The organism is Denitrovibrio acetiphilus DSM 12809 (assembly GCF_000025725.1).
Classification (GTDB): Bacteria; Chrysiogenota; Deferribacteres; order Deferribacterales; family Geovibrionaceae; genus Denitrovibrio; species Denitrovibrio acetiphilus.
In genome coordinates, this window is record NC_013943.1 from 794023 (window position 1) to 807165 (window position 13143).

Annotated in this window: 9 protein-coding genes; all 9 read left to right on the top strand. The window is 43.2% G+C overall.

Annotated features, from left to right (window positions below; all coding sequences use genetic code 11):
- Window position 1 precedes the first annotated feature (1 nt).
- The 9 genes from DACET_RS03930 (at window position 2) to DACET_RS03965 (ending at window position 13143) form a co-directional block, all read left to right on the top strand.
- The gene (locus DACET_RS03930) at window positions 2-1441 is read left to right on the top strand and encodes an efflux transporter outer membrane subunit (protein WP_013010093.1); all 1440 of its coding nucleotides are present in this window, start codon (window positions 2-4) and stop codon (window positions 1439-1441) included.
- Window positions 1438-2664: an efflux RND transporter periplasmic adaptor subunit gene (locus DACET_RS03935; RefSeq protein ID WP_013010094.1), complete on the top strand. Its 1227-nt coding sequence runs from the start codon at window positions 1438-1440 to the stop codon at window positions 2662-2664. The genes DACET_RS03930 and DACET_RS03935 overlap by 4 nt, the downstream gene beginning before the upstream one ends.
- The gene (locus tag DACET_RS03940) at window positions 2661-5735 is read left to right on the top strand and encodes an efflux RND transporter permease subunit (protein WP_013010095.1); all 3075 of its coding nucleotides are present in this window, start codon (window positions 2661-2663) and stop codon (window positions 5733-5735) included. The genes DACET_RS03935 and DACET_RS03940 overlap by 4 nt, the downstream gene beginning before the upstream one ends.
- Before the next feature lie 89 nt (window positions 5736-5824).
- Window positions 5825-5986, top strand: a complete 162-nt coding sequence (locus tag DACET_RS16220) for a hypothetical protein (RefSeq protein WP_169304179.1) — start codon at window positions 5825-5827, stop codon at window positions 5984-5986.
- 872 nt (window positions 5987-6858) lie between these two features.
- Complete coding sequence (locus DACET_RS03945; protein WP_013010096.1) at window positions 6859-9153, top strand: multiheme c-type cytochrome; 2295 nt, start codon at window positions 6859-6861, stop codon at window positions 9151-9153.
- Window positions 9154-9453: 300 nt separating this feature from the next.
- Window positions 9454-10512 carry a multiheme c-type cytochrome gene (locus DACET_RS03950; protein WP_244392565.1) on the top strand — a complete coding sequence of 353 codons (1059 nt, stop codon included), beginning with the start codon at window positions 9454-9456 and terminating at the stop codon, window positions 10510-10512.
- A 12-nt stretch (window positions 10513-10524) separates the two neighbouring features.
- The gene (locus DACET_RS03955; protein ID WP_013010098.1) at window positions 10525-11418 is read left to right on the top strand and encodes a formate dehydrogenase subunit gamma; all 894 of its coding nucleotides are present in this window, start codon (window positions 10525-10527) and stop codon (window positions 11416-11418) included.
- A complete protein-coding gene (locus tag DACET_RS03960; RefSeq protein WP_013010099.1) occupies window positions 11418-12272 on the top strand; it encodes a hypothetical protein in 855 nt (284 codons plus the stop codon). Before DACET_RS03955 ends, DACET_RS03960 begins: the two co-directional genes overlap by 1 nt.
- Complete coding sequence (locus DACET_RS03965) at window positions 12262-13143, top strand: NHL repeat-containing protein (RefSeq protein WP_013010100.1); 882 nt, start codon at window positions 12262-12264, stop codon at window positions 13141-13143. The genes DACET_RS03960 and DACET_RS03965 overlap by 11 nt, the downstream gene beginning before the upstream one ends.

Consider the following 13143-nt stretch of genomic DNA (forward strand, 5'->3'; position numbering starts at 1 on the left):
CATGGCGTTACGCTATTGCAGACTTGTTTTAGTTTTTTTTGTACTTGCTGCACTCGCAGGCTGTGCCGGAACAACGCATAGGGTTTCTAAAAGCAAACTGGACGAAGAGATAAAATATCCGGATGCTTTTAGTTTCAGCGGTACAGGTGCAGTTTATGATGGCAAATGGTGGGAAGTTTTCGGCATCTCCGAGTTGAATATCCTGATGGAGCAAATGCTTGAAAACAATAAGGAGATCGCAGGATCTTATGAAGGTTTGAAAGCTCTCCAGGCAGCTCTGGGGATAAGTACGGCAGACAGGATGCCTTCACTCAGTCTGGAAACTTCTGCCGGAGATACTTACAGCACAACAGGCGGTTCCAGAGAGTGGAGAGACAGTTATGATATTTCCCTTACTGCTTCTTATGAAGTGGATATATGGGGACGTATCCGGTCGGCTGTGGAGTCGGACAGAATGGCGCTGCTGTCGGGCAGGTTCGATACAGAAAGTCTTTATATGACGCTGACAGCTGAGTTTGCTGACAGATATTTTTTATATAAGTCCCTCGCCTCTGTTCTGAAGATGCAGGAAGAAATTCTGACTCTGCGTCAGAAGCAGGTTAAGGTGCTGGAGATGACTTATACGTCGGGGATAGGCAGTCTTGACAGTATTTATACAAAGCAGACGACTATTGCAGTTTTGCTGGAGGATATTTCGGAGACAAAGCAGTCTATGCTGGAGGCGAAATACCAGATGGCTCTTCTGCTGGGGGAGGCGGATGCAGGTTCTGTCAAGATATCGGATAGCTACAACCTCGCTATACCTGATCTGCCGGAAATTATTCCCGGAAACATAGCAGAAAAGAGACCTGACATACGCTCAGCCTATGCTTCGGTTCTTCAGATTAACAGTGACGTAGCTCAGGCTATGGCAAACAGATACCCTAAGCTCAGCTTTTCTGCTTCTGCCGGTTACAGCGGCGATGAGATAAGCAGCCTTATTACTCCTGAGAACTTCGTAACTAAGCTCATTGCAAACCTCACAGCTCCGATTTTTGATGCAGGAAATCTAAAAAATCAGCAGCTAAGGCAGGAATACCTTCTTAAACAGGAGATACAGAATTATTATCAGGCGGTACTCGAAGGGCTGAAAGAGGTCAGCGACTCTCTTGCAGACAATATGCAAAACGAGCAGGCGCTAAAACTCAGCCAGAAAAAGGTCGGAATAGAAGAGAATCGTTTACGTATAGCAGAGATGAAATATAAATCAGGCATTGAAGACTATTCAACTGTTTTGGATAATAAAATCAGCCTGCTGTCAGGGTGGATCACCGAGGTGAATGCCAGAAGATCGCTTATCAGCTCAAGAGTCGAGCTGGCGAGAGCATCTGGCGGCAGCTGGGCAGATGGACTTGTGGATGAAAGACTTGCAGGACTTCCAGATTTACAGGAGACAAGATGATGATAAGAAGTATTATTAAGGTCGCTGTACCTGTTTTGATTATAATTGCCGCTTTAGCTGTCGTTGCGTGGCAGATGAACAGCAAGCCGGTACCGAGAACTATACAGGCGAAAAAGATTACTCCGATTGTTCGTACTGATTATGTTGAGCTTGTGGAAAACTATAGATATCAGGTTGCCGGATACGGTGCAGTTGCTGCTGCCGGTGAGGTGAATATTGTTTCTGAGGTTTCCGGCAAGATTATATGGGTCAGCGACAAAATGAAAACCGGCGGTATGTTCAGAAAGGGGGAGCCTCTGTACAGGATTGATGATACAGATTATGTTGCTGCGCTTGACTCTTCCCTGTCTGCACTCAGAAATGCCGAATACGAACTAAAAAAGGTTGAAGAGGAAGCGGGCGTCTCTCTGAAAGAGTGGGAGATGTGGAACTCCTCTCCCGGGCAGAAAGATGAGCCTGGTGAGCTTATTGCTTACGGCCCCCAGCTTGCAGCGTCAAGAGCTGCTGTAAAAGATGCTGAGTCTGCTGTCGTGAGTGCCCGTTCTGATCTGGCAAAAGTTGTTTACAAAGCTCCTTTTGATTCAATTGTTACGGAAGAGTCTATTGAGTATGGCAAAGTGATAAATAACGGAGAATCAGCAGGCACTCTTGTCCGTACAGACAGATATGAGATTAATCTGCCAATGGCGGCGAAAGATGCAGTACGCATCAGATTCTCTGAAGACACGGAGCTTGCCTCTGACGGCTATGTTGAACTTGCCGAAGGGGAGTACAACTGGAAATGGGACATATACGCTGAACGTATCCTGCCTGATGCAGACAGTTCGACAGGGATGCTTCAGGCGATACTTGTTGTCAGCGACCCATTCGATACCAGAGAAGGAGCAAGACCGATACTTCCCATTGGTGCGAATGTGCGTGCAGTTGTCAAAGACCACAGAGAACAGACTATGGTGCGCATACCCGATCAGGCATTACATGAAGGAACTGTCGTGTGGGTGCTCTCTGATGATAATAAAGTTCAGATAAGAGACGTTAAGGTTGTTGAAGTGAGAGGAGATTATATCTACATAGGAGAAGGTCTTTCGGCTGGCGAGGAAATAATCATCTCTGACCTTGAAGGTATCCTTGACGGTATGCCTGTAAGAACTACGGGCGGTAAAACTGCTGATAAGGGTGCACAGGACAGACCGGATGTCAAGCAGCCCGGAGGTGACGTGTGAGCCCGAAAGGTCCTATCGCATGGATAGCTAAAAACCATGTCGCCGCAAATCTTCTGATGCTTGTTTTGCTTGTGGGCGGTCTGGTTACATTCACTACGATGAAAACAGAGGTTTTTCCCAGTATAGATCAGGATGAGGTTGAGATATCTGTATCTTACTCCGGAGCGTCGCCGTCAGAAGTGGTGGAAGGGGTTATACTCGTTATTGAAGATGCTGTGAGTTCTTTGGAGTGGACAGATAAGGTTATATCCACAGCTACAGAGGGGAGTGGTACTGTTGTTGTTGAGCTTGTGGACGGAACAGACAGACAGCAGGCATATCAGGATATCAAAGCTGAGGTGGATAGGATAACAACTTTCCCGGACGAAGCAGATGATCCTGTTATATCGCTTTCCAGCAGAAAGCGGTCGGTTGTTGATATTACTCTTTATGGTGATATGCCGGAGCTTGATCTTAGGTACTATGCTGACACTTTCCGTCAGGAACTTCTTAATAATGAAAATATTACACTTGCGGACTATGCATATTCTGTAAAAGACCGTGAGATAAGAATAAAAATATCTGAAAACGAGCTTCGCAAATATAATTTGACACTCTCTGATGTTGCAGAAAAAGTTTCTGCGGCATCAGTTGATCTGCCTGTAGGTAAGCTCGACAGGGAGCAGGGTGAGCTTGTCCTGCGTATGAAAGATAAACGTTATTATGCAAAGGATTATAAAAACATACCCATTGTTTCCGGAGCAGAGAGCGGAACTGTTTTTCTGGGAGATGTGGCAGATATAGAAGAGGGGTTCGAGGATTCTGATATTGTCGAGACCTTCAACGGGCAGAAAGGGCTAACTATAAGGGTTTATCGTGTAGGCAAGCAAACCCCTAACAGTATATCTAAAGCTGTGCAGGAAACAGTGGCGGATACAGAGCTTAAAATGCCTGATAACGTCCATATAACGGTATGGGATGATGACTCAGAGCTTTTGCAGAGCAGACTTGATCTCCTGATGCGTAATGCTGCTATGGGGCTTGCGCTCGTGCTTGTGATACTTGCTGTTTTTCTGGAGTTCAGGCTTGCGATGTGGGTTGCTATGGGTATTCCGATATCATTTTTTGGTGCAGTGCTGTTTATGCCTTCCCTCGGAGTATCTATAAATATGATCAGTTCATTTGCGTTTATACTCGCTCTGGGGATAGTTGTGGATGATGCTATCGTTGTCGGGGAAAATATACATGCACACCGCATGATGGGGAAATCAAAATATCAGGCTGCGGTTGACGGCACTCACGAGGTTTTGGGAGCTGTGACGTTCTCTGTGTTAACGACTGTTACAGCTTTTATCCCACTGCTCTTTATAGAAGGGCCGATGAAACTTCTTATGAGCAATATACCTTATGTTGTTATATCTGTTCTGGTGGTTTCGCTTTTGGAGTCATTTTTCATACTCCCTGCTCACCTGAACAGTTCAGACAAACCGAAGAAAGACAAGAAAAGGCTTTCTTTCGGTGTCAGGCAGAAGATACGAAACGGACTTGAATTCCTCATAGAAAAAGTGTACGGCGGCTTTATGCATGTGGCAATGAGCTACAGGTATATCACAATTACTGTTTTTGTGGCTTTGCTGATTATAACCTATGGCAGTATTAAGTCCGGTCATATGAAATTTACATTTATGCCGAAGGTTGAACGGGATGTTATACGCATCTATGTCACTATGCCGGAAGGGACTAATATTGAGAAGCTGAACAAAGTTATACAGCATATTGATGCCAGTACAAAAGTTGTTGATGAGGAGATGAGGTCTAAGACTGGATTTGATAAGTCATATGTCGATTATGTTATTACTGGAGCGGTAAGCGGTTCAAGCGGACGTGTTTCGGTTGCTCTTATTCCTTCTGAAGACAGGGATATCAGCACGGGAAAATTTGAAAATCTACTCAGAAAAACTGTTGGTGACGTTCAGGGTGTCGAGTCTATAACTTATTCTTCGAAAGGACTTAATTTTGGAGATAATCTGAATGTAAGGTACGCACACAGTAGTGAAGCTGTTTTGATGGCTGTTTCGGATGAGCTGAAGGCAAAGTTTGCAACATATGAAGGTGTTACAGACATAGAAGATTCGTTTGACCGAGGTAAAAAAGAACTTCTGTTTCGTGTTAATGATCTTGGAAAGAAGTATGGGCTGACTAATGAAGAGGTCGGCAGACAGGTGCGTGCAGCTTTCAATGGGCTGGAAGCACTTAAATTTCAGCGTGGGCTGGACGAAGTTACAGTGCGGGTGGAGTATCCCGATAACGAAAAGACCGGACTCGATAATCTGCTTCAGATGTATATAAAAACATCAGATGGTATGCAGGTTCCTTTTTATATGGTTGCCGAGGTGCAGCGTGGACAGGGACTTGCTTCGATAAACAGGACAGACCGAAAGCAAGTTGTTAACGTTAGCGCTGCTGCTGACGGGAATGCGAACCCCACTGAAATAATGAGAGAGCTTGCGGCAACTATGCTTCCGCGTCAGGTGGCAGAACATCCGGGGCTGACATGGAAATTTGAAGGAGAAGAGGAGCGCCGACAGGAATCAATGAGTGGTATTGCACGCTTTATTCCAGTTGCTATGCTCGCTATGTACGCTCTGCTGGCTGTGCCTTTTGGTAGTTATGTACAGCCGTTGATAGTGCTGATGGCTATCCCCTGCGGTCTTGCCGGTGCAGTATGGGGGCACATGTTGATGGGGTTTAATATATCTCTCATGAGTATATTTGGTATGGTTGCTGTGGCTGGAGTGGTGGTTAACGATTCACTGGTGCTTGTGGACTTTATCAACAAGTTTGTAGATAAAAATCATTTAAGTATTGAGGTTATTGTTAATGCAGCAAAGAGACGCTTCAGACCTATACTTATGACCTCGCTTACGACATTTTTTGGTTTGTTTCCGATGATCCTGGAGAAATCTCTTCATGCACGTTTCTTGGTGCCTATGGCTGTTTCGCTCGCTTTTGGAGTTCTTTTTACGACTGTTGTTGCATTGGTGCTTGTGCCGTGTGTGTATATGGTCATAGAAGATATCAAAAAAATATAATAAAATAATTTCTGCAACCGGCAGGGGATCACTTCTGCCGGTTCTTTCTTTATGCGGTCGAAGACGGAACACCACGCATTTCTGCGTGGATGTATGAGCTAATCACAGCTTTAGAGCTTATAAGTCATTGCGAGGAATGTAATGACGAAGCAATCTCAGGATTAACTAACGAGTCCAGAGACTGCCACAGCCCTGCGGGCTTCGCAGTGAAGTATTTTTTATATACTCTAGCTGTGACAGCGAAGTTGTAAATCCGTGTGTTAAGCACGTGCGAAGCAATAGAACCACGGGGTTCCCCGTGGGGATCCATAGTTTCCTCTTTAGTTATTAATCCTTGTTCATAACTTTTTTCTATAGCAGATAACATACTGTAAATTTCACTTGAGAGTTATTTTACATGTCAGCAAATATTATGCTTGGCAAAGGATTAGTAAATAACAAATTGTGAGAGTCTGGCTGCGGACATGTGGACGTAGGTTCTATAGGTAATTTCGATAATACTGCTTGTTAATAATTGTGTTTTGTGCTGAATGCGCCTATTTATAGGACATATGGTCGTAATTGTTGCTGAGGCAGTTTGTTGTGGTTTATATAGAATTAATTATAAAATAATATTAAGTTTTGGATATATGTTCGTTTAACGATGGTTAAGCAAAGGTATTTTCTGAAAATTGCAAATAGGTAAAGTTTAGTAATAATGAACAGTTTTTGTTTTGTGTACTCATTATACATATATGGTAATTTTGGAATAAATAGTTGTTTTAAAGCTGTGACGTCCTGTAATAGGGTTTTTGATCATATGGTGAAAACTATTTTATTCAATTTTAATTAAAAATGAATTAGCGTTTGTCGGGGACAAGTAAGGCTATGGTTAAGTTCAGTTTGACATGTAAATATTCTTTGATATACTCTTAATTGATGTTGGAACTATGTAAATACTATTTTTATTGATGAAGCCTGTATGGAAACATTGTTAACCAGGGATAGACAGATGTTTAGATGTTTTCGTTAGGTTTACATAGAGAGGCATAAAACAAAGGAGGAAAGTTTATGTCAAAGCGTATTTTATTGTTTTTGATGGTAGTGTTGACCTGCTCGATGGTCACAGTGGGCTGTGGTGGTGATGACGGCTCCGACGGTACAAGCTGTTTCCGTTGATGATGTCATCAATGACCCGGGATTTGGTGATGCGATAGATGATGCTATTGGCGACAATACTGACTCAGTTGAGCAGATTGCATCCAAAGTGGATAGTGAATCCTGCTCTGTATGTCACAATGGGTCTGCTGAGTTTGATGGCGCTGCGCATCAGGCTATTTATACTCAATATACTGACACTGGTCAATATTCTGCTACTATTACAGGAGTCACCAGAGCGGACAATGGCGGAAAAGCCGATCTTGAAATAACATTTCAGATTTTGAAGGACGCCGTTGCAGGTGACTGGATTGCTGACTTTACTTCTAGTACGTTTAAGGTAGCTCAGTATGACAGTACAGAAAACTCTGTTGGTGAGGGCTTTGTAGCATCTTTGTCTAATCCTGTTTATAACGGCGGAGCTCAAGAATATACTGTAACTGCAACAGCTACAGACCTTGACCCCACAATGACAGATTATTTTGGTTATGTTCAGCTTCTCAAAGATAAGCTTGCAATAGCTGATAATCCTGGCGGCTATTTTGGCATGTATGACGAAGTTATCAATGAGGTTTACGCTGTTGGCGCAGCGGCTGCCGATGATTCTGCTGCTGTTGCTTCAGGATGTGAAAGCTGTCACGGCGATCCTTACAGAAAGCATGGTAATATTCAGGCTGATGCCGGCGGTCTTGATTTTCTTGTTTGTAAAACCTGCCACTTTTACGACAAAACAGGTGGGCACGAATCATGGCAGCTTATCGTTGACAACCCAGCAAAAGCTGGTCTTTACTATAAAGATGGGGATGGTGACATAGAAAGCCAGATGACAACTGCTGAACTGGCTCAATATGGTTACACTGCAAACCTTATGAATGACGTTCACATGTCTCACGCAATGGAGTTCGGTTATCCTCAGAGTATGAGAAACTGTGCAACTTGCCACGACGGCAAACTTAGCGTTGTTCTTGCGGATGCAAACTTTCAGTATGAAACCTGTATAAGCTGTCACCCTGTAACTGGGGGTACCGACACCGCTGATGCAGATGGTAACTATACATCCGACACGACAACATATGCCCTTACAACACTTGCTAATGCAGGTTATCCTAACCATTCAAACATTTTGAATGCATCAACTGACTGTACAACATGTCACTCTGCTGCCGGTGGTATGCCGACATTTGCAGAGATACATACAGGCGGTTATGATCCGGCTATTTACACAACTACAGGTGACAAATATGCTGAGGATGTTACAGTTACGATAGACTCTGTAGCGCTTTCCGGTACATCTCTTACAATAGCTTTCAGCGCAGCAAGCACAATTGCAGGCGTTGATGCTGCTGATATAGTTCCTTCTGTATACGTTGCTGCTTACGGCTATGATACAAAAGACTTTATCATTTCCAACCACGGCAGAGATGCTGACGGTAACAGGCTTGGTGAGTATACATTCGGCGGTGACGCTAATCCGTACTTCACTAATGCAACTGCATCCGGCGCATCATGGTCTGTGACTTACGATATCAGTGCTTTTGATACTGACAGCATGGTTACGGACGGCGTGATTAAAAGAGTTGAGGTCGCTGTTGCTCCTTCTCTTGAAGTTGGTGATGTTACTGTTGGTCTGAATGCTGTTTCTACTACATTCAACCTGGAAGATGCTGCTGTTGAAGCTGGCTTTTTCGGACATGATATAGCTGATGCAAACAGTTGTAACACTTGTCACGATCAGCTTGCTACAACATTCCACAGCCCTGACAGAGGCGGAAGCATTACTGTATGTCGTATGTGTCACGTGACAACCAGCGGTGGTTCCCACCTTGAAATGCAGTCACGTTCGATTGACTCATATGTACACGCTATTCACACATTCCAGCCTTTCGATACTGATGATATCGACTTCAGTGACCCGTTTGAGCAAATGGAGTATGACCACCATATTGGCAGCACATACCCAATGTTTACAACAACTAACTGCGAGTCATGTCACAACTCAGACAAGTACAATGTACCTGATCAGTCTAAATCTCTTCCGGGTCTGCTTTCTGCAGCCGGCGAGTGGAGTATGGACAGAGATATAGGTGCTGTGCCTAGCTATGTGAACGGTCCTGCTTCAAGAGCTTGTGGATCATGTCACAGATCAGAGTTTATTAATGCCGATGAGGCAGGGAAGCTGGCTTCCTTTAATGCTCATACAAAAACTTTCGGGTTTTTAGAAGAGAATCAGGATGGTCTGCTTAACGCTGTTATTGATGCTGTTATGGCTAAATTTCAGTAATAGAAAATAAACGAAATTTTAGGGGCGCTCGTTTTGGGCGCCCTGTTTTTCAATAATTAAACTGTTTTAATATGATATCACTTTGTCGGAAATTGTTGCTGGTTTTAGGGCGGCAGTAAATTAAGAATAGGGCTTATGCTGGGAGTATGTTCGTTTATGAATACTCAGATACACGGCAATTCCGGTGGTTAAGTGCTGATTCTGTGATATATTTTATTTATAGTGATGTGAAGCTCTTTTTTTAAGTGTGAATCTTGATTAATGGCTGCATCAATCTTTTTTTTATTTATTTTGGAGCTGATGATGAGAATATATGCGATTATTGCTGTCATGGTCTTCAGCGTCTTTTTAAGCTTCAACTCGTACAGTGCGCCAACGGCAGTCCTAGATGACGAAAACTGTATGATGTGTCACAAATATCCGGGGCTTACCCGCGTTAATGATGAAGGTTATCTCCGACTATTTTTTGTAGAATCAGAGCGGTATGACCATTCTGTCCACACGAAAGTGAAATGTTCGGGGTGCCATACTGACGTGACTGAGATACCCCACAAAGAAGCTAAAAAAGTTGACTGTACTACAGAATGCCACATAAAAAATAGTGGCTCAGAAAAACCATTCTCCCACAAAAAAATACAGGATGACCTGCAAGCCAGTATACATAATCCGGAAAATGAATATGTCAGGGCGAAGATAATAGAAGATTTTCCTACCTGCACTAATTGCCACAATAACCCGTCTTATAGGTTTCTTGAAAATGATATAGACAGTGTATCTGACGCCAGACATAAAAAGAGAGTTTTGCAGAAATGTAATGTTTGTCACGACAACACTGCTGAATATACATATTTTTTTAACCACGTTACCCACAGGATAAAAGATCTTGCACCTTCTGAGGATGTTGTTGAAACCTGCAGCAAATGCCACTCCAAAGACGATATGGCAAAGAAACATAAACTTAAGAATGCTGCTGCTACATATCTTGATACCTTCCACGGAAAAGCTGTTGAGTTCGGGCTGGAGAATGCACCGACCTGTATTGACTGCCATGTTAAAACAGGTGAATCAGCTCACAAGATTATGAGCTATAAAAATCCTCAAAGCGCAACTTTCGAAGAGAACAGGTACCTGGCATGTAAAGATTCTGACTGTCATGCAAACCCTGGTAAAGGATTCGGAACCATAAGGATGCACACTGTTATAGACAAGAACATCTATCCGGTTGAATTCTATACGGCACTTGGTTTTACCATTCTTACCATCGGCGCATTTTATCCGCTGCTTGGTTTGATGATTCTTGAGCTGATACGGGAGCTGTTCCCTAACTTCAGCTTCAGAAGAAAAAAGAAAAAGGACTAAGAGGGTACTGACATGATGAGAAAAATGCCACTGATTAAAGTGAAAAACGGCGAAAAACATTATTTGAAAATTACGCACGGGCAGAAGCGTCAGCACTATATTCTTATGACAACATTCTTGCTTCTCGTCCTTACAGGGTTCCCTCTTAAGTTTCATTATTATGGCTGGGCGGGTTCCACAATAGAGTTTCTGGGCGGACTGACTGTCACCAGAATAATCCACCGGATCTCCGGGGTGATCATGGTCGGTCTGTTCTTTTACCACTGGTATTACCTTATAAAGAACGTCATGAACTATTATGTGACACCGGCAAGAAAGACAGGCACATATTCCTTTAAAGAGCTGATGTTGTTTATGTATTATTCTCCAATGTGTCCACGTAAAAAAGACTGGGACGATATAGTAGACTTTGTTAAGTTTGCTCTTTTCATCTCCGACGAGAGACCTAAACATGAAAGATTTCACTGGAGAGAGAAGTTCGATTACTGGGCTGTTTTCTGGGGTATCCCCGTGCTTGGGATAACGGGTATTTTTTTGTGGTTTCCCGTATGGGCATCTTCTTTTATGCCGGGCTGGGCGGTTAATATTAGTTACATAGCTCACTCAGATGAGGCAATGCTTGCTGTCAGTGTTATTTTTATCTGGCACATGTACAACGCCCATGTCAATTACGATAAATTTCCTATGTCGCCTCTGTTTATCACCGGATATCTGCCGGAAGACCTTATGAAGCATGAATACTATGTGGAGTGGGCAAGGATAAACAACGTTGTCGAGAAAGATCCGTCTCTTATGGTGGATATAGACAAGCAGGAGGAAAACGAGAAGCTTTCACACGAAGAGAAGCTGAAGATCGTCAGAGATCAGATGTCCTTTCTCAGGAAAAATGACAGGGGAGAGGAATAATGAGCAGAAAACCAACAATACTGAAAAAAATATACTGTATCCTCGGCATTGCCCTGATGGTCTACTGCGGATACATAGTCGAGATATTAGTAATGCACATCTGGCACAAAGCTCCGCATAGTGAGCATTCAGATGTTGTCATGACAGAAGACGACAGGCTTTTTAAAGAGATGCTCGAAGGGGTTGAAAAAGACCACAAAGGCGTAGCCCGTAAAGATATGAACGAAACACATAAACTTTATGAGTTTCATAAATCTGAACGCAAAGCTGTGCTCGATACACAGAGCTTATGTGTTGCCTGCCATGGTGATGTCCCCCATGATAAAAAGAAAGAGATCAGAGCTTTTCTGAATATGCATACTTTTTTTATGGCTTGCGAAACATGTCATATCAAAACCGGCGAAGGTGTAGAAACAAAATTCGTCTGGTATGACAAACAGTCTGGTGAACAGAAAGATACGATAGGTCTTAATGTGTACCTTGGCGACACTCCTTACAAGTTGCTGCCGCTGAAAAAGGGTGTGGAAGACGGCAGGATATATGACACTGACCCAATGATAAAGTATGTTGCAGAGTTCAGGGCGAACGTCACCAATATGCTCCCGTCTGCTAAAAGTGCTTCTCTTAAGGTTATCCACAGACCTATGTCTGAGCTTAAAGATGTTGTCCGTTGTGATGACTGCCATACTAAAGACAGAGCTACAGCTTATCTGCCTTATAAAGAGATCGGATACCCTGACAGACGTGTTGACCAGCTTATAGGAAACGAAGTCGTTGGTATGATTGAAAAGTATAAGAAGTTCTATCTGCCGGATTTTCTGATCCCTAAAGAGGAAACTGAGAGTGAAAATTAAAATATATTTAGCTGTTTTTCTGTTCTGCGTCAGTTTAAGTGCTTCCGCAGAAAGGGTTACAGCGTCTTTACTATATAAAATACAGATGGGAGACCACTCTGCACCAACGGATGTTGTTTTAGAAAGCGACGGTTCGGTTGGTGTTTATGATGCTTATGCCGGGAGCTATACCGTTTATGTGGATGGTGCTGCCGGTAATACTGTGAGCAGAGACTTTCTTAAAGGCGGAAACTGCCTTGTCAGAAACGGCAACTATTTTCTGTTCTGCAACAGTGAGCACGAGAGCCTTGATATGCTTTCGGCAGGGTTTGGAGTGTATCAGTCTTTCCGTCTGCCTGCAGAGCTGAAAGGGAGATATGACCCCACAGATGCTCTTGTTGCTGATGGTCACATATTCAGCGTAGATAATGATAACCATAGGATTATTAAAACTGATATCACAACAAATAGGTTTGAAAAATCCGTTGGAGTGTACGGAGGCAGAAAGCTGGAGTTCTGGTATCCCTTTGCTCTTGCGGTTGACTCCAAAGGTGTTTTGTATGTTTCAGAAGTGCTCAACACCAGAGTGCAGAAGATCACAAAAGAGCTGAAGTTTTATGAAATATTCGGTAAGTGGGGGATAAAACCAGGGGAATTTTACAGACCGACGGGTATTGCGGTTCATAAAGGGGGCACATTATTAATCGCTGACGGTTATACAGGTGTGGTTCAATATCTGGACAGAGATGGTCGTTTCGAAGGTGTTCTGAAAGATGAAGCCGGCAAAAGGCTTGAGTTTGGCTCTGTAACCCATATAAGGATCAACGGAGATAAACTTGCGGTTGTCGATGCATTTAACAGATCAGTTTTTATATACGAATTAGGGGATTAA

Bases quoted from the DNA above. Each gene is read 5' to 3' on its own strand.
- DACET_RS16220 (WP_169304179.1), top strand. From the start codon at position 5,825: ATGTATGAGCTAATCACAGCTTTAGAGCTTATAAGTCATTGCGAGGAA.
- DACET_RS03950 (WP_244392565.1), top strand. From the start codon at position 9,454: ATGATGAGAATATATGCGATTATTGCTGTCATGGTCTTCAGCGTCTTT.
- DACET_RS03930 (WP_013010093.1), top strand. From the start codon at position 2: ATGGCGTTACGCTATTGCAGACTTGTTTTAGTTTTTTTTGTACTTGCT.
- DACET_RS03955 (WP_013010098.1), top strand. From the start codon at position 10,525: ATGATGAGAAAAATGCCACTGATTAAAGTGAAAAACGGCGAAAAACAT.
- DACET_RS03945 (WP_013010096.1), top strand. From the start codon at position 6,859: ATGACGGCTCCGACGGTACAAGCTGTTTCCGTTGATGATGTCATCAAT.
- DACET_RS03935 (WP_013010094.1), top strand. From the start codon at position 1,438: ATGATGATAAGAAGTATTATTAAGGTCGCTGTACCTGTTTTGATTATA.
- DACET_RS03960 (WP_013010099.1), top strand. From the start codon at position 11,418: ATGAGCAGAAAACCAACAATACTGAAAAAAATATACTGTATCCTCGGC.